We start from the raw sequence: 23,162 nt of genomic DNA on the forward strand, positions 1-23,162 counted from the left end.
GCTACGCCAGCAGGGACTGCAGGTCGCGGTCACCGCGCTCGCGCAGGCGGGCCAGGAGGTCGGGCAGGTCCGCCGACCCGCTCATCCCGATCCGGGTGGCGATGACCCGGGCGGCCTGCTCGACGGTGCCGCCGGGCGCGGTGTAGCCGACCAGCCGCAGGGCCCGCGCGACCGGGTCGGTCCCGGGGCTCGCGGCGGGCAGGTGCCTGGCGCGCAGGACCCCCTCCTCGGACAGCGTCAGGAACAGGTGGCTCCCCTCCTTGGCGCCGACGTCGTGCAGCAGGAGCACGAGCGAGTCCAGGGCCGGCCGGTCCCGCCAGCGCAGCGTCAGCTCGCCCACCATGCTGGTGACCGTACGGCTGTCGCCGGGGGCCAGCCCCAGGTAGGCGGCGAACCCGCTGGGCAGCGGGCACTCGGCGCCCGACAGGTGCTCGGCGGTGATGTCGACCCGCAGCCACCAGCGGCCGTCCGGCTGCCGGAAGCAGCGGCGGGTGAGCGAGACGTCCTTGAGCGGCCGGGGCGTGACGGCCTCGGCGGGCCGTCCGGCCGCCTCCCCGGCGGCTTCCCGGGAGGGCTCCGGGGCCGGTTCGCGGCCGGGGCCTGCGTCCGGCGCCTGGCGGGGGGCCGCGCCGTTGGCGCGCCGGGCCGACTCGCCGGCGCCGAGGATGCGCAGCTGCGGCACGTTCTCCAGCCACTCCTTGGCGACCTCGGGGTGGATGCCGAGGGAGGAGACCAGTTCGAGGGCGCGGCCGACGGTCGGCGGGCGCTCGGCGCTGCTGATGAGGTCGCGGGTCCGGTGGCGCAGCTCGGCGATGTCGCCGTCCACCAGCCAGTCGTCGACCAGGTAGTAGTCGCCCAGGGTGGCCAGCACGAACTGCCACGCCGGCACGTCGAGGGAGCGCAGCTCCCGGGGGTGCCAGTCGGCCGCGCCGATCAGCCGCTCCACGGGGGCGGCCTTGCCGAGGGTCTTCCTGAGCGCCGCCAGGTGCGCCCGGTACGGCGCCGCCTCGTCGGAGGCGAGCCAGTCGCGCAGCCGCGCGCGCAGGTCGTCCTCGGCCTCCCGGACCACCTCGGCCGGGACCGCGAAGAGCTTGGCCAGCGCCTCGACGGTCGCCGGGTCGTCGGTGAACACCCTGTTCTGCGCGACGGCCCAGCTCAGGTCCTCCAGGTCGGCGAAGGCCGCGTCCAGCAGCTCGTGCAGGGTCGCCGGCGCCGGGCGCCGGGGCGCGGGCGCGTCGGCTCCGGCGGATGCGGGGACCGGCTCGGGCGCGTCGCCGGCGCCCGCCGGTCCGCGCGCGGGCTCGGGCTCCGGCTCGCGCGCGGGCTCGGGCTCGGGTTCCGGCTCGGGCGCGGGCGCGGGGCGGGCATCCGGCTCGTGCGCGGCCTCGGGCTCCCGCACGGCCTCGGGCCCGTCCGCGGCGGGGGAGCCGGGACCGGCGTCCGGGGCGGAGACGGCCTCCGGCTGGAAGGCGGCCTCGGAGCGCAGGGCGGCCTCGGCCCAGGGCTCGGTCTCGATCCGGGGGGCGGGCAGGGGATCGGGCAGAGGATCGGGCAGGGACCTGGTCCAGGGGTCGAACCCGCGCGCGGGACCGGTCCCGGGCAGCGGCGGCCGGGGCCCGGGCAGGGGATCCGGCCCGGACCCGGCGGCGGCAGGGAGCCCGGGCTCCGCGGCGATCCGAGGTTCCGGCAGGGACCGTGCGGGCTCGTCCCCGGACTCCGGGGCCGGGAGGTCGGAGACGGCCTCGGGCGTGCTCTCGGCTGCCCGCCCGGCCTCGATCTCGGCTGCCCGCCCGGCCTCGGCCACGGGCCCGGCCTCGGCCTCCGGCGCGGTGGAGGCCGGGGCCGGGACCTCCGGCTCGGCGTCCGCGCTCCCGGACTCGGGCGCGGCGACGGGCCGCGCGTCCTCCGATGCCTCCGGAGCCTCCAGTCCCACCGGGGCCTCCGGTGCTTCCAGGTCCGCCGGTGCTTCCAGGCCCGCGGGGGTCTCCGGCGCCTGCGGTACGGCGGCGCGGCGCTCCTCGGCGGCGGGCCGCGGCGCGGCGGACACCGGCGACAGCCGGGCGAAGACCGCGGAGAAGAGCGTGGTCAGCAGCGGGCGCGGCTGGACGAAGGGCTGGTCCCGCAGGTCGTGGCCGGTCAGGGAGAGCAGCCCGGCCCAGGAGCCTGCCCGGTCCAGGGCGATGGCCGTGCAGGGCTCGTCGGCCTCGTCGGGATCCAGGACGTACAGGGCGGGGAGGACGTCGCCGACGGCCGCGGCGGGCCAGTGCTCCAGCGCGACCTCCGTGACGATCTCCGCGAGCCGGTCGGCGCCCAGCACGGACAGGACCGTGGGCAGGGGCAGACTGCGCCACCAGGCGTCCGGCAGATCGGGCTGGTCCCGCAGGACCGGGATCGCGGCCGCGTCGCTCCAGCGCAACGGCGGCACAAGGTCACTAAGACAGACGTTCATCCGTTCCCTTCACCAGCCCCTCAAGCCGCCCGAGTCACTCCTCGTCGCTGGAGAACGAGACTCATGGAACAGACCATAGTCTGGCAAATCGCCTCAGTGCACCGGGGTGGTCCCAGCGGGGGCGGTCTCAGCGGCGGACGGCCGCGAACCGGAGCCGTACGTAGTCGGCCATCCAGCCGGTCTCGCGCCGCAGCGCGGGCGCTGCCAGTTCGTTCACCCGGCGCAGCAGCGGCTCGACCAGCTCGGCCGGAACCTGGTGGAGCAGGGAGCCGGCGAACATCCGGACCCAGTCCGCCGCGCCGTTGGGGCATTCGTCAAGTGGCGTCGGCCGGTCGAAGTACTCGAGAATGCGGACGACGAAGCCGCCCTTCTCCAGCCGCGCGGCGTACTCGGCCGGGGTCGGGAAGTACCACGGCAGGTCCGGGTCGCGCAGTCCGTGCTCGCGCCAGGCGGTGGAGACCGCCGCGATCAGCGCGGCGCAGTTGCCCGCGCCGCCCATCTCCGCCACGAACCGCCCGCCCGGGGTCAGCGCCTCCCGGACGCTGGCGATCACCGCGTCCGGTTCGCTGCCCATCCAGTGCAGGGCCGCGTTGGAGAAGACCGCGTCGTACGGCTGCGCGACCACGAAGTCGCGGCCGTCGCCGACGATGAAGTCCAGCCCGGGATACTGCGCCAGGGCCTTCTCGATCATCGCGGGGGAGCCGTCGATGCCCAGCACGCGGGCGCCCCGGGAAGCGATCTCGGCCGTCAGCACCCCGGTGCCGCACCCCAGGTCCAGCACGCGCTCCCCGGGCCGGGGATCCAGCAGGTCGACCAGCGGGGCGCCGTACGCCGAGATGTATCCGAGGCCGCTGTCGTAGGTGCGAGCGTTCCAGTTCATCAAGCTCGGTGTGTCGTATCGCAAGATGATCAGCTCACATTCCGAGACCGCAGCCCCTCAACGGCAAACCCTCCCGACACTTTAGAGGCTGGCGCATCGCGCGGCGTATCAGTCCCGCAGGCCACACCGCCCCCGGGCGGCTCACCCGACGGCGCCGTCCCACTCGCTCTCGAGGACGGCCTTGGCCGCGTCGATCTGCGGGACGGTCAGGACCACCGGCTCGGCGTCCGTCTCCGGGAGCCTGGCGGCCAGTTCGGCGTCCAGGGCACCGCTCATGCGCAGGGCCTCCATGCGGACGGGCCGGGCGTACCCCTTCAGGAAGAGGTTCTGGCCCCGGTCGGAGAAGACGAACTCCTGCCAGAGCCGGGCCGCCGCCGGATGCGGCGCGGCGGCGTTGATGGCCTGCACGTAGTAGGACGCGATCGTGCTCTGGCCCGGGATCGCCACCCTCCAATCGGGCCTGCCCTTCTCGGCCTCCTCGGCGGCCCGCTCGGCGTTGAGGAAGTCCCAGTCGAGCACGACGGAGGGGGTGCTCCCGTCGGCCGCGATGTTCCCGGCCTCCTCCAGCCCGCGGAAGAACTCCACGCCCCGCTCCGCGTCCGCCTCGCCGTCGCGCAGCGAGGCGGTCATCACGCCGCTGAAGGCGGCCGCGTTCTTCCTGGGGTCCCCGGGCAGCCAGACGCTGTGGCCGGACTTGCGCAGATCGTCGTAGGAGGCGGGGGCCCGGACCCGGCGCGCGTCGTAGCCGACGGACATGTAACCGCCGTAGGCGGCGTACCACTTGCCGGAGTGGTCCTTGAGGTGGTCGGGGATGTCCTGCCAGGCGCGGACCTTGTAGGGGGCGAAGGAGTCCGCGGCCGCCACCGCCGTCTCCAGGCTCAGGTCGAACACGTCGGGCCGCAGCTGCTCGGCGGCCTCGATCTGGCGCTGACTGCTCGCGCCGGGCTCCAGCTCGTTCACCGTGATCCCGTACTCGTCGGAGAACGCCTCGATGATCTCGCCGTAGTTCACCCAGTTCCGGGCCAGGCCCACCACGTTGAGCGAGCCCTCCTTCCGGGCCGCCTCGATGAGCCGCTCCATGCTCGTGAACCCCTCCTCCAGGGAGGCGGCCTGGAGCTTCACCGGGGGGAGCGGGGTTCCCTCGGTGGCCGGTGCGCCGCCGCATCCGGTGATCGCGGCGGTGAGGACCACGGCGGTGGCGATGGCGAATCGGGTGCATGCAGTCACGGGGCGCATACTCCCTGCGGGGCCCGGAGGGGTCGAGGAGGCGCGGCCGTTCTTGGTGAACGGCTTACACCGGCGCGCACCGCGCGGTACGGGGACGGACCCGGGCGGGGGCGGCCGTTGACCCGGCGGCCGTCCGCGGTCAGCCGGCCCTGCGACCGGCCCTGCGGCCGGTCCGCGGTCAGCCCGGGACCGGGCCGCCGCCGCGCGGGTCGCCGCTCCGCGGGCCTCCCGCGACGACCTTGGCCGCCACCAGGGCCTCCTCGGGGATCTCCACGAGGGTGCCGTCCCGCTTGCGCACCCCGAGCACGCCGTCGCGCCAGAACTCCAGCTCGCCGACGGCGTCCCGGAAACCTTCGGGGACCCTTCGCCGGGTCGTTACCCTTTTCCCCACGTCGGAGGGGTTTACTGTGATGGTCAGGCGGGCGCCGAAGCGAGGAGTCACCGCGTTTCGCCCCCCTCCCGTTTCAGACTCGCGGCGGGCACGGCAATACTCTAGGGCGTAGCAACCCGCGGTCGAAGTCGTGCCTAGGTGCGTAAAGAAGAAGGAGCCCGAGGTGACCTACGTCATCGCGCAGCCTTGCGTGGACGTCCTGGACAAGGCGTGCATCGAGGAGTGCCCCGTCGATTGCATCTACGAGGGCGAGCGCATGCTCTACATCCACCCCGACGAGTGCGTGGACTGCGGTGCGTGCGAGCCTGTCTGCCCCGTCGAGGCGATCTTCTACGAGGACGACCTCCCCGAGCAGTGGAAGGACTTCTACAAGGCCAACGTCGAGTTCTTCGAGGACCTCGGTTCGCCCGGCGGCGCCTCCAAGGTCGGCAAGATCGAGAAGGACCACCCGGTCGTCGCGGCCCTGCCGCCGCAGGCCGAGGGCCACTAGAACGCCGCCGGGCCGGGAGGCGGTGCGGCGCCGGATCGCCACCGCCCCCCGCCCAGGGGGACCATCACGACCTCTCCCCCGTCCCGTGCCGGGCGGGGGCGCTAGCGGGGAGAACTGTGTTCGGGCTGCCTGACTTTCCGTGGGACCGGCTCACGCCGTACAAGGAGCTGGCGCTGGCGCATCCCGGCGGCATCGTCGACCTGTCGGTGGGCACCCCCGTCGACCCGGTGCCCGAGGTCGCCCGGCGGGCGCTGGCGGAGGCCGCCGACAGCCCCGGATACCCGCTGACCTACGGCACCGAGCGGCTGCGCGCCGCCGCGGCCGGATGGCTGAGGCGCAGGCACGGCGTGGCCGTCGACCAGGCGAACGTGCTGCCGCTGATCGGCTCCAAGGAGTTCGTCGCCTGGCTGCCGACGCTGCTCGGCGTCGGCCCCGGCCGGCGGGTGGTCTTCCCCGAGCTGGCCTACCCCACCTATGACGTGGGGGCGCGCATCGCGGGCGCGGAGCCGTACCCCGCGGACGGCCTGCTCGCGCTCGGGCCGGAGCGCGTGCCGCTGGTCTGGGTCAACTCCCCGTCCAACCCGACCGGCAGGGTCCTGCCCGCCGAGCACCTGCGCAAGGTCGTCTCCTGGGCGCGCGAGCACGGCGCGGTCGTCGCCTCCGACGAGTGCTACATCGAGCTGGGCTGGGAGGAGGAGCCGATCTCGGTCCTCCACCCGGACGTGTGCGGCGGCTCCCACGAGGGGCTGCTCGCGGTGCACTCGCTGTCCAAGCGCTCCAACCTGGCCGGCTACCGGGCGGGGTTCGTCGCGGGCGACCCCGCGCTGATCAAGCGGTTGCTGGAGGTCCGCAAGCACGCGGGCATGATGATGCCGGCGCCGGTCCAGGCGGCGATGGCCGCGGTGCTCGACGACGACGCGCACGCCGAGGAGCAGAAGGCCGTCTACGCGGCGCGGCGGGCGGCGCTCCGCCCCGCGCTGGAGGCGGCGGGCTGGCGGATCGAGCACTCCGCCGCCGGGCTGTACCTGTGGGCCTCCGACGGCACGGGCTGCTGGGACCAGGTGCGCAGACTCGCCGAGAAGGGGATCCTCGTCGCACCCGGTGACTTCTACGGCACGGCGGGCGGGGGACATGTCCGGATCGCTCTGACGGCCAGTGACGAACGGGTCAGTGCGGCGGTGCGCCGCCTCCAGTAGGATCGCGCGGCATGACCCCTGAGGTCGTCGTGATACTCGGACTGAGCGTGCTGACCCTCGTCCTGCTGCTGGGCGCGTTCCTCGCGACCACGCGCCAGGACAGGAGGGCGCCCGAGGCCGGGTCCCCCGGCGAGACGCCCCGCACGCCGCCCGAGGCCGGGCGCTCCTCGCCGCCGCGGCCCTCCCCGGTCCAGGCCGGGGACGCAGGCCAGGCGGGCGTGGACTACCCCGATCCCCGCACGATCGAGGTGGGCGACACGATCGAGTACCAGGGGGTGCGGGCCCGCGTCCTCGGCGCGATCCACCTGTCGTGGCAGGGCGCGCAGTGGACGGAGTACCTCCTCGACGAGGGCGTGCGCCGCCACCGGTGGCTCTCGGTCGAGACGCGCTCGGGCCCGGCGCCCGAGGAGGGGCTCCGGCTCGACGTGCTGCTGTGGACGCCCGTACCCGACGAGGGCATGATCCCGGCCAAGACGATGATCATCGTGGAGGGCGTGGAGTTCTTCCCGGAGGGCCGGGGGACCGCGGCGTTCCGCGGGGAGGGGTTCACCGGGCTGCCCGAGCGGGGGCTGCTCGACTTCGCCGACTACCGCGCCGCCGACGGCCGGCTGCTCTCCTTCGAACGGGTGCAGGGCGAGGGCTGGACCTCCTGCTACGCGCAGCCCCTGCCCCCGGGGTCGATCACGATCCGCCGACGGGTGTAGCCGGGCCTCAGGAGAGCCGGATCCGGCTCGCGGAGGCCTCCGCGTCGGTCCGCCAGCCGCCCTCCTCGCCGTCCTCCACGTTCCAGGACCGGCCGTCGTAGCCGACCCGGCGCAGGCCGTACTTCTGGGCGTGGGCGACCGACCAGGTGGCGATCAGCCAGCCGCGCCTGCGCGAGGAGGTCTCCAGCGTGGTCCCGGAGCCGAGGGTGCGGGCCAGCTCCCTGCGCGCCGCGGCGGGGTCGGGGTCCGGGACCGGCTTCTCCTCGTCCTCCAGGTCGAACCAGCAGTGCACCGCGCCCGGGACGCGGCCGGTGAAGGCCGCCGCCAGGATCTCCGCGTTCTCCTCGTGCTGGGCGTACAGCGAGCCGTCGGCCGAGCGCTGCACCGCCTGGGCCGCCTCGTGCAGCGGGATCTTCCGGTAGTCCTTGACCTTGACCAGGGCGGAGAAGAACTTGCCCGCGGTGTAGACCGGGTCGAGCAGCTGCTCGGGCGTGCCCCAGCCCTGGGAGGGCCGCTGCTGGAAGACACCGAGCGAGTCGCGGTCGCCGAACGGGATGTTCAGCAGCTTGGACTCCTGGATGCCGGTGGCGTAGGCGATCACCACGGCCCGCTCGGGCAGCTTGCGGCGGTGGGCCACCCCGGCGATGGCCGCGGCCACCTGCGCCTGCTCGATCTCCAGGGGGATGGTCCCGCCGGGGGTGGTGACCAGGCAGCCCTCGCCGGTCACGGTCCGGTTGAGCAGGGCGAAGACGCCCACGGTGATGCCCACCGCGAGCACGGTCACGATCGCGATGATCGCGATGACACCTGGGGAGAACCGCCGTCGCACGCTGAAGAACCTACCGGCCCCGCGGAGCGGGCAGGCGCCCGCGGGAGGGCCGGGGCGGCGGCCTCGCACCTCCCGGGGCGCGGTCCCGGCGCCGTCCGGGGCGCGGCCCTCGCGCCGTCCGGGGCGCGCCCGGGCCGTCCGCCCCGCGCCCCGGGTGCGGCGGTAGGGTCGCGGCATGGGCACGAGCTTGGATCTCACGCAGGACGTCGGCGCGCTCACCGCGCGGATCGTGGACATCGAGTCGGTCAGCGGGAACGAGAAGGCGCTCGCCGACGCGGTGGAGGAGGCGCTGCGCCCCCTGCCGCACCTGCGGGTGGACCGGGACGGCGATTCCGTCGTGGCCCGCACCGGGCTCGGCCGGGGCGAGCGGGTGGTGATCGCCGGGCACCTCGACACGGTCCCGGTCGCGGACAACCTCCCCAGCCGGGTCGAGGGCGACCTGCTGTACGGCTGCGGCACCTCCGACATGAAGAGCGGCGTCGCGGTCGCACTGAAGCTGGCCGCGGCGCTGCCGGAGCCGAACCGGGACGTGACCTACGTCTTCTACGACTGCGAGGAGGTCGAGGCCGAGCGGAACGGGCTGTTCCGGCTCGGCCGCGACCACCCCGACTGGCTCGCCGGCGACTTCGCGGTGCTGATGGAGCCGACCGACGGGGTGATCGAGGGCGGCTGCCAGGGCACCCTGCGGGCGCAGGTGGTCACCCGGGGCAAGCGGGCGCACAGCGCCAGGGCCTGGCTCGGCTCCAACGCGATCCACGCCGCCGGGCCGGTGCTGGACGTCCTGAACGCCTACGAGGCCAGGAGGCCGGTGGTGGACGGGCTGGAGTACCACGAGGGGCTGAACGCGGTGGGGATCACCGGCGGCGTCGCGGGCAACGTGATCCCCGACGAGTGCGCGGTGACGGTCAACTACCGCTTCGCCCCGGACCTGTCGCTGGAGCAGGCGCAGCAGCACGTGCGGGAGGTGTTCGACGGCTTCGAGGTGCACTTCACCGACGGCGCCCCCGCCGCGCGGCCCGGCCTGAACCACCCGGTGGCGGCGGCCTTCGTGACCGCCGTGGGCGGCGCCCCGAGGGCCAAGCTCGGCTGGACCGACGTCTCCCGCTTCTCGGCTCTCGGGGTCCCCGCGGTCAACTACGGCCCCGGCGACCCGAACCTGGCCCACCAGCGCGGGGAGTTCGCCTCGCTGTCCAAGATCGCCGAATGCGAGCGGCACATGCTGGCCTGGCTCTCCTGAGAGCCCCGCCGCGTCCCCGCCGGGCGCGCCCTCCGGACAAAGAGAAAGTGGCTTTCCTCGCCGGCCATTTGGCGGGGAAAGCCACTTTCAGTCCCGAGCAGCACCCTCGCCGATTAGACGGAGCCATCGCGAAATCCGGTTCCGCGTTTCCACCGGGATTTTTCAAGATTTTTTTTCGGGGTGGTTCCGGCGTGATCGGCGGTAAAGGTTGCCGGTATGTCCTCACAGGTGGGTTGCGGCCCTGGCTGGGCAGATCCTCTTCGGCCGGCCCAGGCCGTCAGCGAAGTCTCTCCCCGGCCCGAGGGCGGGGTCCTGCCGATGCTGGAGGTAATCGATGAAGAAGACGCGTCCGGAGCGCCGCCAGGGGTCCGCGGTCGTCCGCGGCGGCCTCGTCCCGGACTCCACCTACGACCAGCGGCTGCTGGAGGAGCAGAGGTCCACCGACTGGCTGCACATGGACCCGTGGCGGGTCATGCGCATCCAGTCGGAGTTCGTGGAGGGCTTCGGTCTGCTCGCCGAGCTGCCCCGGGCGGTGACCGTGTTCGGCTCGGCGCGCACGCCGGTGGACTCGCCCGACTACGAGCTGGGCGTGCGGATCGGCCGGGGGCTCGCCGAGGCGGGCTACGCCGTCATCACCGGCGGCGGCCCCGGGTGCATGGAGGCGGCCAACAAGGGGGCGGTCGAGGGAGGCGGGATCTCGGTCGGGCTCGGCATCGAGCTCCCCTTCGAGCAGCACATGAACGACTACGTCGACCTCGGCATCGAGTTCCGCTACTTCTTCGTCCGCAAGACCATGTTCGTGAAGTACTCCTGCGGGTTCGTCGCCCTGCCGGGCGGGTTCGGCACGCTGGACGAGCTGTTCGAGGAGCTGACCCTCGTCCAGACGCGCAAGGTCACCTCCTTCCCCGTGGTGCTGGTGGGCACGGAGTTCTGGAGCGGGCTGCTCGACTGGATCAGGACGACGCTCGTGTCCACCGGGAAGATCTCCCCGGCGGACGTGGACCTGATCCAGGTCACCGACGACCCGGACGAGGTCGTACGGATCATGGTCGAGGCGGACCGCGGCCGGTCGGCGCAGCTCGGGAAGGAGGAGGCGGCGGCCGAGGACGCGGTGGCCGCCGGGGAGTGAGGCGGCGGAGAACGCGGTGGCCGCGGCCGGGTGGCGCCGAATAAGGTGATCCGGTGTTCATCTGCGTGTTCCTGGCGTCGAGCCAGAGGATCGATCCCAAGTACCTGACCCTGGCCCGGGACGTGGGCGCCGAGCTCGCCCGGCGCGGGCACACGCTCGTCAGCGGCGGGGCCCGGGTGTCGTGCATGGGGGAGGTGGCCCGCGCGGCCCGCGCGGGCGGCGGCCGCACGGTCGGGGTGATCCCGCAGGCCCTCGTCGACATCGAGGTGGCCGACACCGAGGCCGACGAGCTGGTCGTCACCGCGGACATGCGCGAGCGCAAGGGGGTCATGGACGCCCGCTCCGACGCCTTCCTCGTGCTCCCCGGCGGCATCGGCACCCTGGAGGAGCTGTTCGAGATCTGGACCGCGCGGACGCTGGGCCTGCACGACAAGCCGCTGGTCGTGCTGGACCCGTGGGGCCTGTACGCGCCGCTGCGGAGCCTGGTGGAGGGCATGCACGAGGCGGGGTTCACCCGGCCCGGCGTCTTCGACGCCATCTCCTGGACCACCGACGTCGGCGAGGCCTTCGAGCTGCTGGAGAAGAGGACCCGGCACCTGTCGCCGAGCCCCGAGGAGCTAGGCGAGGCCGCGGCGGGCTAGCGCGGGCGGGCGCCTGCCGGCCAGGGACTCGGTCATCTCCACCGCGAGCCGCACCTGGGCGGGGCGGGCGGTGCGGAAGACCCGGGCGCCCAGCCAGGCGCAGATCGAGGCGGCGGCGAGCTCCGCGGCCTCGTCCGCCGCGGCGTCCCCCGCCGCGCCCTCCGCCCCGGCCAGCGCGGCGGGGGTGACGGCGACGGTGTGCCCGGCGCGGACGAGCCGCTCGACCTCGGCGACCGAGCGCGCCTCGACCCAGCCGGGCGCGCCCGGCGCGTCAGGTCCGATCACCACGGGAACCGCCATGGCGTCATCCTAGGTCCTGCTCCGGATCTTCCGGTCCGCGGCGGGACCCGGCCCGGGGGAGTTGTGGCACGATTCGTATGTGCTGGTCGTACTCGTGCTCGCTGCGCTCGCCATTCTCGCCGGCGTGGTGGTGGTCGCCATGGGGAGGGGCGGCGAGCTGACCGAGTTCGCCCCCGACGTGCCCCCGCTCGCCCTGCCCGACGCCGGGAAGCTCACCGCGGTGGACTTCATGGCCCTGCAGCTCCCGGTGAGCCTGGTCGGCTACCACACGCAGAGCGTGGACGAGACCCTGCAGCGGGTCGCGCACGCGCTGAGCGAGCGCGACACCAGGATCGCGGTGCTGGAGCAGCGGGTGTCGGAGCTGCTGGAGAGCAGGCTTCAGGCCCGGCACGAGCTCCACCCCGGCCCGTCGTACGGCCCGGCCGCCGGGCACGCGCCCGAGAGCCCCGGTGCGGCCGTCCACGAGGACGCCGGGCGGACCGCGCCGCCGGCGGAGGCGGAGCCCGCCGCCCCGGAGGACACCGCGCGGGAGGGCACCGCCGTGGAGGACGCCGTCCCGCAGGAGGCGGACGGTTCCCGGGACGGCCCCGGGTCGGCCGCCGCGCACGACGACGCCGTGGCCCGGGACGGCGCGCCGGGGGAGGAGCCCGGAGGCGGGCCGGCCGCCCCCGGCGGGCGCGAGGACGCCGGGGAGCGCGGATGACGGGGCCCGTCCGGTGCGGCTGGGTGACCTCGGCCCCCGAGTACATCGCCTACCACGACGAGGAGTGGGGCCGCCGGGTCGAGGGCGACGACCGGGTGTTCGAGCGGCTCACCCTGGAGGCGTTCCAGTCGGGCCTGTCGTGGATCACGATCCTGCGCAAGCGGGAGAACTTCCGAGCCGCCTTCGCCGGGTTCTCCATCCCCGCCGTGGCCGCGTTCGGCGAGTCCGACGTGGCGCGGCTCCTGGCCGATCCGGGCATCGTCCGCAACCGCGCCAAGATCGAGGCGGCGATCTCCAACGCGCGGGCCGCGCTCGACACCGGCCTGTCCGACCTGGTCTGGCGCTACGCCGATCCGGACGCCCCGGTGCCCGCCGGCGACGGCGACGTGCCCGCGCAGACCCCCGCCTCCCGGGCACTGGCCAAGGAGCTGAAGCGGCGCGGCTTCCGCTTCGTCGGCCCCACCACCGCCTACGCGCTGATGCAGGCCATCGGCCTGGTCAACGACCACATCGCCGGCTGCTGGGTCCGCGCCGAGGTCGCCGCGCCCGCCGCCCCGCGGGACTGACCGCCGCCCGGCGGTCAGCGGCCGGAGAACCTCGGGCGCTCCTTGCGGAGGAAGGCCCGGGTGGCACCGAGGTGGTCCTCGGTCGCGGCGCACTCGTCCTGCAGGTCGGCCTCCAGCGCCAGCGCCTCGGCCAGGGTGCCGCCCGCCGCGGCGGCCAGCGCGCGCTTGGTCGCCGCGTAGGCGCGCGTCGGGCCCTGCGCCAGCCGTACGGCCAGCGCCCGCGCCTCGCCGGCCAGCTCCTCCGCCGGCACGACCCGGGAGACCACGCCGAGCTCCAGGGCGCGGGCCGCGTCGAGCGGGTCGCCCAGCAGGAGCAGCTCGGCCGCGCGGGCCGGGCCGACCAGGCGCTGCAGGGTCCAGGAGGCGCCGGAGTCCGGGGCCAGCCCGATCCCGGTGAAGGCCATGACGAACTTGGCCTTGTCGGCCGCCACCCGCAGGTCGCAGGCGAAGGCCAGGGCGGCGCCCGCGCCGGCGGCGACGCCGTTCACCGCGGCGACGACGGGCTTGCCCATCTCGGCGATCGTGCGGACGATCGGGTTGTAGTGGGTGCGCACGGTGTCGGCGAGGCCGCGCCCGGCCTCCAGGTTCGCGGCGTGCTCGCTCAGGTCCTGGCCCGCGCAGAAGGCCCGCTCGGAGCCGGTCAGCAGGACCGCGCGCACGGCGTACGCCTGGGAGGCCATGGTCAGGGCCTCCAGCAGCTCGGTCTTCATCCGCACGGTCAGGGCGTTCATCGCCTCGGGACGGTCGAGGGTGATGGTGGCGACCCCGTCACTGACGGAGTAGATGACGTCGTTCAACGGGAAGGGCCCTTTCACGGCTCGGTGAGGTGGCGTTCGACGAACGCCGAGGCGGCGGGGAGCAGGCGCGCGGCCTCCTGCTCGAAGTAGGCGCGGGCCTTCTCGCCGGGCCAGCCCGCGGGCAGCAGCTCGGCGGGGAGGCCGGGGTCGCGGAAGAGGAAGTTGCGCCAGCCGTGCAGCAGCCTGCTGCGGACGGCGAACACCCGGTCGTCGGCGGCGCCGTCCGGCAGCGAGTCGACCAGCTCCACCGCGCGGGCCAGCCACTCCTCGTAGGCGGCGGCGATGGCACCGAGGTCCCAGGTGCGGGCGACGAGCGCCCGCGGGTCGCCGTCGAGCACCGCCTCGAAGCGGTGGGCGCGGACCTCCTCGCCGTCGAGGAGCGTGTCGAGCTCGGGGGAGGGGCGCGGGCCGATCCAGGTGCCCTCCGCCAGCGGCGCGTACCCGAGGAAGGACAGGCTGGCCCGGAGCCGCTCCCGCCGGGCCCGGTCGCGCACCGGCTCGACCGTGAGCAGGTGCCACCGGCCCGACCAGGCGACGGCCCCGGCCCGGTAGATCCTCAGCGCGGTCTCGTCGAGACGGCGCACGCACTTGGGGGTGGCCTCGTAGCCGGGCCCCTGCGGCAGCCGGGTGGGCGTGAGCCAGCCCTGCCGGACCATGCGCGAGACGGCGGTGCGCACGGCGGGGGCCGCGATCTCCAGCGGGGCGAGCAGGCGGACGAGGGCGGCGACGGACGCGCGACCGCCCCGGGACCGCAGATGGTCACCGTACAGATCGAAGAGTGCGGCGCGGGCGTTCACGGGGACCAGTCTGGTCGCCCGAGGGATGCCGGACAATGCGTCGGGCCTGCGCGGGGCCGATGGGAGACCTGATCGTTCCCATCACGAGCGTGGAAGCGGGATAATAGGACATCACAGAAGACGTGAATGCGTCGGCCACCCTCGGGTCTGACGGAGATCCGGAGCCCGAAGCAGGAAGGGATACACGCATGGCGGCGATGAAGCCGAGGACCGGCGATGGTCCGCTGGAGGTCGTCAAGGAAGGCAGGGGAATCGTCATGCGGGTTCCCTTGGAGGGTGGCGGCCGGCTCGTCGTCGAGCTCTCGGCCGACGAGGCCGGTGCCCTCGGCGAGGAGTTGAAGAAGGTCGTCGGCTGACGACCGGCCCGGTGACCACGGCCCTGGCCGCAGGGCCGCCCCCCGAGGCGGCTCGCGCCAGGGCCGCTTCCGTCTGCAACGGTTGTTCGAGACTGGAGTTCTGACGTGCCCCTGGAGACCTCGATCGTCACGGCCGCGCGGGTGCCGGAGGACGCCGCGCTGCTCGCGGTGCCGTTCGGCGCGGATCTCGCCCCTCCGGTGGAGCTGCCGGTGCCCGCCGCCGGGCTGCTCGCCTGCTACGAGGCCAAGGGCGAGGCCGGGGAGATCGTCGACGTGCCGGTGGCGCGGGGAGGGGCCGTCGGCCGCGTGCTGCTGTACGGCATCGGCGACGGTTCGGCCGACGCGCTGCGCAAGGCCGGGGCGGCGGTCGCCCGCCGGGGCAGGGGCCGTGACGAGATCAGCGTGGTGCCGCCGGCCGGGGCCGCGGGGACGGGCGCCGCGGAGGCCGTCGCGGCGTTCACCGAGGGCGCGCTGCTGGCCTCCTACACCTTCCGGATCGGCGAGACCCCCGCCGCCTCCCGGCCGGTGGGCTCGATCCGGCTCGTCACCGGTGACGGCGGGGAGACCGGAAGCGCACCGGACACCGGCTCCGTCGAGGCCGGGCTCGCCCGGGGGAAGGCCCTCGCCGGCGCCGTCGCGCTCGCCCGGGACCTGGCCAACACCCCCTCCTCGGTGAAGAGCCCCGCCTGGCTGGCCGAGCGTGCCGCCGAGCAGGGCGTGGCCACCAGGATCTGGGACGAGCACGAGCTGCGCGCCGAGGGGTTCGGCGGCATCCTCGCCGTCGGCCAGGGCTCGGTGAACCCGCCGCGGCTCGTCCAGCTCTCCTACGAGCCGGAGGGCGGGCGGGCGGACGGGCACGTGGTCCTCGTCGGCAAGGGCATCACCTACGACACCGGCGGGCTCTCGCTCAAGCCGACCGAGGGCATGAAGTTCATGAAGACCGACATGGCGGGCGGCGCGGTCGTCATCGCGGTCCTGGGCGCGCTGGCCGCCCTCGGCGCGCGGGTGCGCGTCACCGGCCTGGTCGCCGCCGCGGAGAACTCCTTCTCCGGCGCGGCGCAGCGCCCCGGCGACGTGATCACCCAGTACGGCGGGCGGACCGTCGAGGTCCTCAACACCGACGCCGAGGGCCGGCTGGTGATGGCGGACGCGCTGGCCTACGCCGACGCCGAGCTGGACCCGGACGTCATGGTGGACGTCGCCACGCTGACCGGGGCGATCAGCGTGGCCCTGGGCAAGGGCCTGGGCGCGGTCTTCGCCTCCGACGACGAGCTGGCCGCCCGGCTGGTCGAGGCGGGAGAGGCGAGCGGCGAGCGGCTCTGGCGGATGCCGCTGATCGAGGACTACGCGCCGGCCCTGGAGTCCTCCGTGGCCGACCTGGCCAACATCGAGGCCGGGTCGGCCTACGGCGCGGGCTCGATCACCGCGGCGCTGTTCCTGCGCGAGTTCACCGGGAAGCGGCCGTGGGCGCACCTGGACATCGCGGGGGTCGGCCGGAGCACCTCGGACGAGGGGCTGCTGACCAAGGGCGCGACCGGCTTCGGCGTGCGCCTGCTGCTGGAGTGGCTGTCGGGCCGCTGAGCGCCGCCCCGCGGCGGGCCCGTGCGGGCCGGCCGTACGGCCGGGCGGTCAGGAGCCGAGCTTGAGCGCGGCCAGGATGCCGCCGCCGAGGGGGAGCAGCAGGGGGCGGAGCCGCTCGTCGGAGCGGACCAGCTTGCCCAGCTCCCGGACGGCGACGGTCTCCGGGTCGCGCCGGGCCGGGTCGGCGACCCGGTGGTGGAGCAGGGCGTTGTCGAAGACGACGACGCCGCCCACCCGGAGCAGCCGGACGGACTCGGCGAGATAGTCGCCGTACTCCCGCATGGCGCCGTCGCAGAAGACCATGTCGTATCCGCCGTCGGACAGGCGCGGCAGCACGTCCAGCGCGCGGCCCGTGATCAGCCGGACCCGGCCGCCGGAGAAACCGGCCTGGGCGAAGCTCTGCCGGGCCAGGCGCTGGTGCTCCGGCTCCACGTCCACGCTGGTGAGCGTGCCGTCGGGCCGCATGCCGCGCAGCAGCCACAGGCCGGAGACGCCGCAGCCGGTGCCGATCTCCACGACGGCGCGGGCGTTGACGGCGGTGGCGAGGAAGCAGAGGGCGGCGCCGCAGCTCGGCGAGACCGGAGGGGCCCCCACCTCGACGGCCTGCCGCCGGGCCAGGCGCAGGATCTCGTCTTCGGGATGGAAGTCCTCGGCATAGGCCAGAGTGGCCTCCAACGGACTGCTCGGCGTCTCTGCCATCGGCCTCTCCTCTCCCGCTCTCGATCCGTGCACCGTCGCGCATGCGCTGGGTCGCAGCCTAAGGGAGGCAGGCCGGATCGGGAACTCATGCCCCGGCTGGGACGTTGCATGGATTAAAGCGGCGTTTGCCGGTCCTCAGGGTAGTGAGCGCGCACGAAGGGACGAAACCAGGCACTATGGCGATAGCGGTGGTCCCGAAGAGAGGGGTGCTGGTGGACGAGCCCGACCACCAGGTGGATGCTCCCGTGTCAGACTGGACGCCTCCCACCTGGGACGAGGTCGTCCGGACCCATTCGGCGCGCGTCTACCGGCTGGCCTACCGGCTGACCGGCAACGTCCACGACGCCGAGGACCTGACCCAGGAGGTGTTCGTCCGGGTCTTCCGGTCCCTGTCGAACTACACCCCGGGCACCTTCGAGGGCTGGCTGCACCGCATCACCACGAACCTGTTCCTCGACATGGCCAGGCGCAGGCAGCGCATCCGGTTCGAGGGGTTCGCCGACGACGCGGCCGAGCGGCTGCGCGGCCGCGAGCCGTCCCCCGCGCAGGTGTACGACGACGCCCACCTGGACGCCGACGTGCAGGCGGCGCTCGACGCGCTCGCCCCCGAGTTCCGTGCGGCCGTCGTGCTGTGCGACATCGAAGGCCTGTCCTACGAGGAGATCGCCGCGACGCTCGGCGTGAAGCTCGGCACCGTCCGCAGCCGCATCCACCGCGGCCGGGCACAGCTGCGTGACGCGCTGGAGCACCGCGCGCCCCGCGGCGACCAGTCCCCCCCGACCATCACCCGCGGGGAGGAGCTCGCATGAGACACCACAGGCATCCGGAACGGCGGACCCGGACCGGGAGCGCAGGCATGAGCGCGGTGCGAGGACGGCGAGGGTCCGGAGCGGACACGACCGTCAGGGGCGAATGTCACGACGAGCCGCTCGGCAAGGAGTGGGCATGAGTCATCTTGGAGAACGCGTCTCCGCGCTGGTCGACGGAGAGCTGAACCACCACGAGCGCGACCGCGCCCTGGCGCACCTGACCTTCTGCGCCGACTGCCGGGCGGAGGTCGACGCCGTGCGCGCGCTGAAGAGCAGGCTGCGCTCGCTGGACGGGCCGTCGATGCCGGCCGACCTGACCGTGTCGCTGCTGCGGATGGCCGAGCCGGGCGGCCCGCTGCCGCCGCGCGAGCGGCCCTTCCCCGCCCCCCGGACCTTCGGCGGGGCGCCGATCCCGAGCATGCACAGCATCGCGCCGCCGGACAACCGCCCCCGCGGCAGAGCGGGCGGCGGACCCCGCCGCTCCCGCAGGGCGGGCTACGTGGCGGTGGGGTTCGCCTCCGCGGCCGTGGCGCTCGGCACGCTGTTCGTCGTGGGGGGCGCCGAGACCGGCCCGCGGGTGCCGCCGGTGGACATGTTCGCCAACCAGCACCGGAACACCGCACCCAGCGGCACGGTGACGCCCACGCCCACTCCGACCCCGACGGTGTTCGCACCCGCTCCGTGACCCGCCCGCCCGTCACCGCGCTCCCGCAGGCCCGCGGGGGCGGGGGCGGGCTCTTCCGTTCCCCGGGGATCCGGCTCCCCCGGCGTCCGCGCGTGCTCCGGGACCCGCGCACACCCCGGTGCCCGCGTGTGCCCCGGGAGCAGCGCCGTACCCCGGGACCCGCGCCGTACCCCGGGACCCGCGCACCCCGGTGCCCGCGTGCCCCGAGGCCTGGCGCGCTGCGCGCGCAGGGGTCGTGCCGCCCCTCGTTCGGGGGACGTCCGGACGGACCGGGCGGCGGGCCGCGCACGGGGAGTCTCCGGGATACTGGTGTGAGGCATTTCAGACAGGCGGGACGTGCTTTACGTCTCTCGTATGCTCCGCCGGGGAAGATTGCTTGGCTGCTGCCGAAGGGCGGCCTCATGCGAGGCAAGGAGTAGTGAGTATCCGATGACGACCGACGATCCCCGCACCCACGAGGCGCACGATGCCGAGGGGCGTGCGCCGTCGGGCCTCAGCGGCGGCCAGGAGCCGGCTCCGGAGTCCCCGCGGCCCGAGTTCCTGCCGGCCGAGGACGCCGCGGGACCGCGCGGTGAGTCCGGTGAGCAGGGCGGGCGCCCGGATGACGAGGGGTGGAGTCAGCTGGGGCACCCGCCGGCGCGCGGCTGGGACCAGGAGCCCTCGCCGGGCGCGCCGCAGCCCCGCGAGGGCTGGAGCGACACGGAGGAGATCGGCTGGGGTGACCCCTCCGGCCGTCCGCGCCCCGGCGCCGCGCCGTACGGGCAGCCCTACGGCGACACGGCGGTCTTCGCCTCCCCGCCCCCGCCCCCGCAGGCGGTGGGCATGGGCCCCGGATGGGCTCCGCCGCCCGGCGGTCCCGCGGGCGCCGCGGCGGCCCCCCGGCGGCGCACCCCGGGCACCGGCACGCTCATCGCCCTGGCCGCGGTGATCGCGCTGCTCGCCTCGACCTTCGGCAGCGTCGGCACCTACCTGCTCACCCGGCCGGGCGGCCCGGGTGTGGACCCGTCCTACACCATGCCCGCCGCGCCCAGCGGCTCCACGGCCCGGGCGCCGGAGTCGGTCGCGGGCGTGGCCGCCAGGGTGCTGCCCAGCGTGGTCTCGCTCTCCGTCGAGGGCGGGGGCGGCACCGGCACCGGATCGGGCTTCCTGATCAAGGGCGGTTACGTGGTGACCAACAACCACGTGGTCGCCTCGGCCGCCGACGGCGGCCAGATCCAGATCCAGTTCAACAACCGCAAGTCCACCGCCGCCCGGATCATCGGCCGCGACCCCGAGTCCGACCTGGCCGTGGTCAAGCCGGACGACACCTTCGGCATGCCGGAGATCAACCTCGGCAACTCCGACAACGTGGTGGTGGGCGACCCGGTCATCGCGATCGGCTCCCCCCTCGGCCTGACCAGCACGGTCACCACCGGCATCGTCAGCGCGCTCAACCGCCCGGTCCAGGCGGGCGAGAGCGCCTCCGACACGACCTGGTTCAGCGCGATCCAGACCGACGCCGCGATCAACCCCGGCAACTCCGGCGGACCGCTGGTCAACGCGAACGGCGAGGTGATCGGCGTCAACTCGGCGATCGCCACCCTCGGCAGCAGGCAGATGGGCGGTCAGAGCGGCAGCATCGGCCTCGGTTTCGCGATCCCGGTCAACCACGCCCGCCGGGTCGCGGAGGAGCTGATCACCACCGGTGCCGCCAGCAAGCTGCGGATCGGCGTGCTGATCGACCAGGCCTACCAGGGCAGCGGGGTGCGGATCGCGAGCGAGGCGCAGGGCGGCCAGGAGCCGGTGACGCCCGGCGGCCCGGCGGACCAGGCCGGCCTCAAGCCCGGCGACGTCATCCTGGAGGTCAACGGACTCATGCTGCAGGACGGCGACGAGCTGATCGCGCTGGTCCGGGGCAGGGCGCCCGGCGACAAGCTGGAGGTCAAGTACCAGCGGGGCGGCCAGGAGAAGACCACCACGGTGACCGTCCAGGCGGACCGGCCCGCGCCCGCGCCGACCTCGTCCTGACCGGCGCTGCGCGGGAGCGGGCTCGCGGCACGGGGCATTAGTCTGGAAGCTCTCCGGGTCCTCTCCCGGAGAGCTTCCAGACTTTCAGGGGGTTGTGCGATGGAGCCGTGCCCGAGCCGGGCGGCGCGCGCCGGGCGCCCCCGCGCGCTGAGCCGCTAGGAGATCACCGTGTTCGGACTCGGGTGGTTTGAGGTCGCGGCGCTGGTGGTCATCGCCCTGCTCGTCTTCGGCCCGGAGAAGCTGCCCCAGGCCGCCGCGCAGGCGGGCAGGACGCTGCGCAACCTGCGGCGGATGGCCAACAACGCGAAGGAGGACCTGCGGTCGGGGCTGGGGCCGGAGTTCGCCGACTTCGACCCGGCGGACCTCAACCCGAAGAACTTCGTCCGCAAGCACCTCACGGCCGACCTGGAGGAGGAGTGGGACGGCGCCAAGTCGGCCGCCGCGCTGACCGGCCCGGCCGTTCCGTCGTCCTACGCGGCGGAGGCGGCCGACGAGCTCGGTTACGGCGAGATCCCGCCGTACGACCGGGAGGCCACCTGACGAGGCGCCGGTCCCGGCGCGGGGCCCGGGCTCCCGGCGGTGCCCGGCCGACCTGACCGGCACGGCCGGCCCGGCCGGTGGCCGGCGGGCGGCGAGAACGCGCGGCGCGGCGGGCCCGGTCGGCGGGCGGCGAGAACGCGGAAGGCGCCCCCTCTCCCAGGAGAGGGGGCGCCTTCCGGCGTCCGCCGTACGGCCCCGACCCGGCACGGGGTCCGGACCGCCGCGGGCTCAGCGGCCCCGGGTGGGGGAGATGCCGAGCTGGAGGCCCTTGAGACTGGTCGGCTTCTTGCTCAGCCCGCCGGCGATGCGGATCAGCTCGGCCGCGGCCGGGGAGTCGGGGTCGGAGAGCACGAGAGGCTTGCCCTCGTCCCCGCCCTCGCGCAGCCGCATGTCGATCGGGACCTGCCCGAGCAGCGGGACGCGGGCGCCGAGGGTGCGGGTGAGCGCGTCGGCCACGGTCTGGCCGCCGCCCTCGCCGAACACCGAGATCCGCTCGTCGCAGTGCGGGCAGGGCAGCCAGGACATGTTCTCGATGACGCCGGCGATCTGCTGGTGGGTCTGCGCGGCGATCGATCCGGCCCGCTCCGCCACCTCGGCGGCGGCCTGCTGCGGTGTGGTCACCACGAGGATCTCGGCGGAGGGCAGGCGCTGGGCCACCGAGATGGCGATGTCGCCGGTGCCCGGGGGCAGGTCCATCAGCAGGACGTCGAGGTCGCCCCAGTAGACGTCGGCGAGGAACTGGTGGAGGGCCCGGTCCAGCATCGGCCCGCGCCACACGACCGGGGTGTTGCCCTCCGGCTTGAACATGCCGACCGAGATGACCTTGATGTCGTGCGCCACCGGCGGCATGATCATGTCTTCGACCTTGGTGGGCCGCTCGGTGGCGCCGAGCATGCGGGGCACGCTGTGGCCGTAGATGTCGGCGTCCACCACGCCGACCTTGAGACCGTTCGCGGCCATGGCGGCGGCGAGGTTCACGGTGACGGAGGACTTGCCGACGCCGCCCTTGCCGGAGGCGACGGCGAAGACGCGGGTCAGCGAGCCGGGCTTGGCGAAGGGGATCTCCTTCTCCGGGCCCCGGTCGCCGCGGAGCCTGGTCTGCAGCTCCTTGCGCTGCTCGGGGCTCATCACGTCCATCTCGACCTGGACGCCGGTCACCCCGTCGACGCGCGAGACCGCGGCGGTGACGTCGCGGGTGATGGTGTCCTTGAGGGGACAGCCGGCCACGGTGAGGAGGATGCCGACGCGGACCGCCCCGTCGGGGGAGATGTCGACGTTCTTGACCATGCCGAGCTCGGTGATCGGCCGGCGGATCTCAGGGTCGTTGACGGTGGCCAGCGCGGCCGTCACGAGTTCCGGGGTAGGTGCCATCGAAGTGTCGGCTGCCGCCACCGTGAGGGCGACGGGGGATGCCGTCCCTCCTTGTCTCTGTGTCGTCCAGGCGTTCGCGGACGGGTTCATCGTATGAACCCAGGGGGGGTGCGAAGAATTCCGGGATCAGGGAGCGGCGGAAGCGCCTTTGACGTCTTGTTACCCGCCGTGCCGGGCGCTGCGCGGGCACCCCGCCGTACGATCCGGACAATTCGCTATGTAGATGCGCATGCAACGTTCTAAGGTTACTCCGTGACGCTGACGGCGGGCGAGTCAAGGGATTCCATCGGCCCGGAGGAGCTGGAGGTCTGGCGCATGCTCCAGCGTGCCCAGGTGCGCATCACCCGGCTGCTGGAGACGGATCTGATGGTCGAGCACGACCTGGCGCTGGCCTCCTACGACGTGCTCGCGCGGCTGGCGGAGTCCCCCGGCCGGCGGCTGCGGATGAACGACCTGGCCGAGCGGGTGCTGCTCTCGCGCAGCGGCCTGACCCGGCTCATCGACCGCCTCCAGCGCGACGGCCTGGTCGAGCGCGAGGCCTGCACCAGTGACGCGCGCGGCCTGTTCGCGGTCCTGACCGAGGCGGGCGCCCGGCGGCTGGCCGAGGCCACCCCCACCTACCTGCGCGGCATCCGCAGCCGGTTCCTGGACGTGCTCGACCCCGACGAGCTGCGCCAGTGCGCGGCCATGCTGCACAAGCTGTTCCCGCAGGACGCGGACCGGCAGGACTGAGGGGCCGCGACAGAGCCGCAGGGGGCCGCAGCGGGGCCGCAGGGGG

At 74.3% G+C, this 23,162-nt stretch carries 25 protein-coding genes; 15 read left to right on the forward strand and 10 right to left on the reverse strand.

All coding sequences use genetic code 11. The annotated features are described in order from the left end of the window. Position 1 precedes the first annotated feature (1 nt). From ABD823_RS09985 to ABD823_RS10000, 4 genes are all read right to left on the reverse strand, one after another. Positions 2–2,416 (reverse strand): hypothetical protein, encoded by a 2,415-nt coding sequence (locus tag ABD823_RS09985; protein WP_344858117.1) that lies wholly within the window; start codon positions 2,414–2,416, stop codon positions 2–4. A 160-nt stretch (positions 2,417–2,576) separates the two neighbouring features. After that, complete coding sequence (locus ABD823_RS09990) at positions 2,577–3,329, reverse strand: class I SAM-dependent methyltransferase (RefSeq protein WP_344858119.1); 753 nt, start codon at positions 3,327–3,329, stop codon at positions 2,577–2,579. A 141-nt stretch (positions 3,330–3,470) separates the two neighbouring features. Further along, complete coding sequence (locus tag ABD823_RS09995) at positions 3,471–4,556, reverse strand: extracellular solute-binding protein (RefSeq protein ID WP_344858121.1); 1,086 nt, start codon at positions 4,554–4,556, stop codon at positions 3,471–3,473. A 178-nt stretch (positions 4,557–4,734) separates the two neighbouring features. After that, positions 4,735–4,947 carry a putative acetyltransferase gene (locus tag ABD823_RS10000; RefSeq protein WP_344858123.1) on the reverse strand — a complete coding sequence of 71 codons (213 nt, stop codon included), beginning with the start codon at positions 4,945–4,947 and terminating at the stop codon, positions 4,735–4,737. 163 nt (positions 4,948–5,110) lie between these two features. Between ABD823_RS10000 and fdxA the strand changes: the two genes are divergently transcribed. The 3 genes from fdxA (at position 5,111) to ABD823_RS10015 (ending at position 7,337) form a co-directional block, all read left to right on the forward strand. Beyond that, positions 5,111–5,437, forward strand: a complete 327-nt coding sequence (gene fdxA, locus ABD823_RS10005) for a ferredoxin (RefSeq protein WP_344858124.1) — start codon at positions 5,111–5,113, stop codon at positions 5,435–5,437. A 116-nt stretch (positions 5,438–5,553) separates the two neighbouring features. After that, positions 5,554–6,633 carry a succinyldiaminopimelate transaminase gene (gene dapC, locus ABD823_RS10010; protein WP_344858126.1) on the forward strand — a complete coding sequence of 360 codons (1,080 nt, stop codon included), beginning with the start codon at positions 5,554–5,556 and terminating at the stop codon, positions 6,631–6,633. An 11-nt stretch (positions 6,634–6,644) separates the two neighbouring features. Further along, positions 6,645–7,337 (forward strand): DUF4178 domain-containing protein, encoded by a 693-nt coding sequence (locus ABD823_RS10015; protein ID WP_344858128.1) that lies wholly within the window; start codon positions 6,645–6,647, stop codon positions 7,335–7,337. A 7-nt stretch (positions 7,338–7,344) separates the two neighbouring features. Here ABD823_RS10015 and ABD823_RS10020 read toward each other — a convergent pair whose 3' ends face one another. Next, on the reverse strand, positions 7,345–8,166 hold the full coding sequence (locus ABD823_RS10020; RefSeq protein WP_344858129.1) for a hypothetical protein: 822 nt from the start codon (positions 8,164–8,166) through the stop codon (positions 7,345–7,347). Between the two features lie 175 nt (positions 8,167–8,341). Between ABD823_RS10020 and dapE the strand changes: the two genes are divergently transcribed. The 3 genes from dapE (at position 8,342) to ABD823_RS10035 (ending at position 11,173) form a co-directional block, all read left to right on the forward strand. Continuing rightward, entirely contained in the window at positions 8,342–9,403 is a 1,062-nt protein-coding gene (dapE, locus tag ABD823_RS10025) for a succinyl-diaminopimelate desuccinylase (RefSeq protein ID WP_344858131.1), read from the forward strand. 334 nt (positions 9,404–9,737) lie between these two features. Beyond that, the gene (locus tag ABD823_RS10030) at positions 9,738–10,532 is read left to right on the forward strand and encodes an LOG family protein (protein ID WP_344858133.1); all 795 of its coding nucleotides are present in this window, start codon (positions 9,738–9,740) and stop codon (positions 10,530–10,532) included. 53 nt (positions 10,533–10,585) lie between these two features. Further along, complete coding sequence (locus ABD823_RS10035; protein WP_344858135.1) at positions 10,586–11,173, forward strand: LOG family protein; 588 nt, start codon at positions 10,586–10,588, stop codon at positions 11,171–11,173. On the opposite strand, the gene ABD823_RS10040 is transcribed toward ABD823_RS10035, so the two are convergent. Then, on the reverse strand, positions 11,150–11,473 hold the full coding sequence (locus ABD823_RS10040; RefSeq protein ID WP_344858137.1) for a hypothetical protein: 324 nt from the start codon (positions 11,471–11,473) through the stop codon (positions 11,150–11,152). The two genes, ABD823_RS10035 and ABD823_RS10040, sit on opposite strands and share 24 nt — an antisense overlap. A 79-nt stretch (positions 11,474–11,552) precedes the next feature. Here ABD823_RS10040 and ABD823_RS10045 point away from each other — a divergent pair, with 79 nt between their 5' ends. Then, positions 11,553–12,176, forward strand: coding sequence for a hypothetical protein (locus tag ABD823_RS10045; RefSeq protein WP_344858139.1), 624 nt, complete (start codon positions 11,553–11,555; stop codon positions 12,174–12,176). Further along, positions 12,173–12,742 carry a DNA-3-methyladenine glycosylase I gene (locus ABD823_RS10050; protein WP_344858140.1) on the forward strand — a complete coding sequence of 190 codons (570 nt, stop codon included), beginning with the start codon at positions 12,173–12,175 and terminating at the stop codon, positions 12,740–12,742. The genes ABD823_RS10045 and ABD823_RS10050 overlap by 4 nt, the downstream gene beginning before the upstream one ends. A 14-nt stretch (positions 12,743–12,756) precedes the next feature. Here the strand turns inward: ABD823_RS10050 and ABD823_RS10055 are convergent, their stop codons facing one another. After that, positions 12,757–13,539 (reverse strand): enoyl-CoA hydratase-related protein, encoded by a 783-nt coding sequence (locus ABD823_RS10055; RefSeq protein ID WP_344858141.1) that lies wholly within the window; start codon positions 13,537–13,539, stop codon positions 12,757–12,759. A gap of 14 nt (positions 13,540–13,553) precedes the next feature. Continuing rightward, positions 13,554–14,336: a PaaX family transcriptional regulator gene (locus tag ABD823_RS10060; protein ID WP_344858142.1), complete on the reverse strand. Its 783-nt coding sequence runs from the start codon at positions 14,334–14,336 to the stop codon at positions 13,554–13,556. Between the two features lie 188 nt (positions 14,337–14,524). On the opposite strand from ABD823_RS10060, the gene ABD823_RS10065 reads away from it, so the two are divergent. Beyond that, entirely contained in the window at positions 14,525–14,692 is a 168-nt protein-coding gene (locus ABD823_RS10065) for a DUF3117 domain-containing protein (protein ID WP_068901342.1), read from the forward strand. 105 nt (positions 14,693–14,797) lie between these two features. After that, positions 14,798–16,273 carry a leucyl aminopeptidase family protein gene (locus ABD823_RS10070; RefSeq protein WP_344858147.1) on the forward strand — a complete coding sequence of 492 codons (1,476 nt, stop codon included), beginning with the start codon at positions 14,798–14,800 and terminating at the stop codon, positions 16,271–16,273. Positions 16,274–16,321: 48 nt separating this feature from the next. Here ABD823_RS10070 and ABD823_RS10075 read toward each other — a convergent pair whose 3' ends face one another. Continuing rightward, the gene (locus ABD823_RS10075; protein ID WP_344858149.1) at positions 16,322–16,972 is read right to left on the reverse strand and encodes an O-methyltransferase; all 651 of its coding nucleotides are present in this window, start codon (positions 16,970–16,972) and stop codon (positions 16,322–16,324) included. A gap of 176 nt (positions 16,973–17,148) precedes the next feature. Here ABD823_RS10075 and sigE point away from each other — a divergent pair, with 176 nt between their 5' ends. From sigE to ABD823_RS10095, 4 genes are all read left to right on the forward strand, one after another. Beyond that, positions 17,149–17,781, forward strand: coding sequence for an RNA polymerase sigma factor SigE (sigE, locus tag ABD823_RS10080; RefSeq protein ID WP_344858151.1), 633 nt, complete (start codon positions 17,149–17,151; stop codon positions 17,779–17,781). 136 nt (positions 17,782–17,917) lie between these two features. Then, positions 17,918–18,466, forward strand: coding sequence for an anti-sigma factor family protein (locus ABD823_RS10085; RefSeq protein ID WP_344858152.1), 549 nt, complete (start codon positions 17,918–17,920; stop codon positions 18,464–18,466). A gap of 429 nt (positions 18,467–18,895) precedes the next feature. After that, a complete protein-coding gene (locus ABD823_RS10090) occupies positions 18,896–20,473 on the forward strand; it encodes a S1C family serine protease (protein WP_344858154.1) in 1,578 nt (525 codons plus the stop codon). Between the two features lie 168 nt (positions 20,474–20,641). Then, positions 20,642–21,013: a sec-independent translocase gene (locus ABD823_RS10095; protein WP_344858156.1), complete on the forward strand. Its 372-nt coding sequence runs from the start codon at positions 20,642–20,644 to the stop codon at positions 21,011–21,013. 228 nt (positions 21,014–21,241) lie between these two features. Here ABD823_RS10095 and ABD823_RS10100 read toward each other — a convergent pair whose 3' ends face one another. After that, entirely contained in the window at positions 21,242–22,384 is a 1,143-nt protein-coding gene (locus ABD823_RS10100; protein WP_344858157.1) for an Mrp/NBP35 family ATP-binding protein, read from the reverse strand. Between the two features lie 252 nt (positions 22,385–22,636). Here ABD823_RS10100 and ABD823_RS10105 point away from each other — a divergent pair, with 252 nt between their 5' ends. Next, positions 22,637–23,116 (forward strand): MarR family winged helix-turn-helix transcriptional regulator, encoded by a 480-nt coding sequence (locus tag ABD823_RS10105; protein ID WP_344858159.1) that lies wholly within the window; start codon positions 22,637–22,639, stop codon positions 23,114–23,116. The last annotated feature ends 46 nt before the right edge of the window (positions 23,117–23,162 follow it).

The organism is Planomonospora alba, from assembly GCF_039534085.1.
Classification (GTDB): Bacteria; Actinomycetota; Actinomycetes; order Streptosporangiales; family Streptosporangiaceae; genus Planomonospora_B; species Planomonospora_B alba.

Bases quoted from the DNA above. Each gene is read 5' to 3' on its own strand.
- sigE (WP_344858151.1), top strand. From the start codon at position 17,149: ATGGCGATAGCGGTGGTCCCGAAGAGAGGGGTGCTGGTGGACGAGCCC.
- ABD823_RS10030 (WP_344858133.1), top strand. From the start codon at position 9,738: ATGAAGAAGACGCGTCCGGAGCGCCGCCAGGGGTCCGCGGTCGTCCGC.
- ABD823_RS10040 (WP_344858137.1), bottom strand. From the start codon at position 11,473: ATGGCGGTTCCCGTGGTGATCGGACCTGACGCGCCGGGCGCGCCCGGC.
- ABD823_RS10075 (WP_344858149.1), bottom strand. From the start codon at position 16,972: ATGGCAGAGACGCCGAGCAGTCCGTTGGAGGCCACTCTGGCCTATGCC.
- ABD823_RS10085 (WP_344858152.1), top strand. From the start codon at position 17,918: ATGAGTCATCTTGGAGAACGCGTCTCCGCGCTGGTCGACGGAGAGCTG.
- ABD823_RS09990 (WP_344858119.1), bottom strand. From the start codon at position 3,329: ATGAACTGGAACGCTCGCACCTACGACAGCGGCCTCGGATACATCTCG.
- ABD823_RS10100 (WP_344858157.1), bottom strand. From the start codon at position 22,384: ATGGCACCTACCCCGGAACTCGTGACGGCCGCGCTGGCCACCGTCAAC.
- ABD823_RS10090 (WP_344858154.1), top strand. From the start codon at position 18,896: ATGACGACCGACGATCCCCGCACCCACGAGGCGCACGATGCCGAGGGG.
- ABD823_RS10050 (WP_344858140.1), top strand. From the start codon at position 12,173: ATGACGGGGCCCGTCCGGTGCGGCTGGGTGACCTCGGCCCCCGAGTAC.
- ABD823_RS10015 (WP_344858128.1), top strand. From the start codon at position 6,645: ATGACCCCTGAGGTCGTCGTGATACTCGGACTGAGCGTGCTGACCCTC.
- dapE (WP_344858131.1), top strand. From the start codon at position 8,342: ATGGGCACGAGCTTGGATCTCACGCAGGACGTCGGCGCGCTCACCGCG.
- ABD823_RS10065 (WP_068901342.1), top strand. From the start codon at position 14,525: ATGGCGGCGATGAAGCCGAGGACCGGCGATGGTCCGCTGGAGGTCGTC.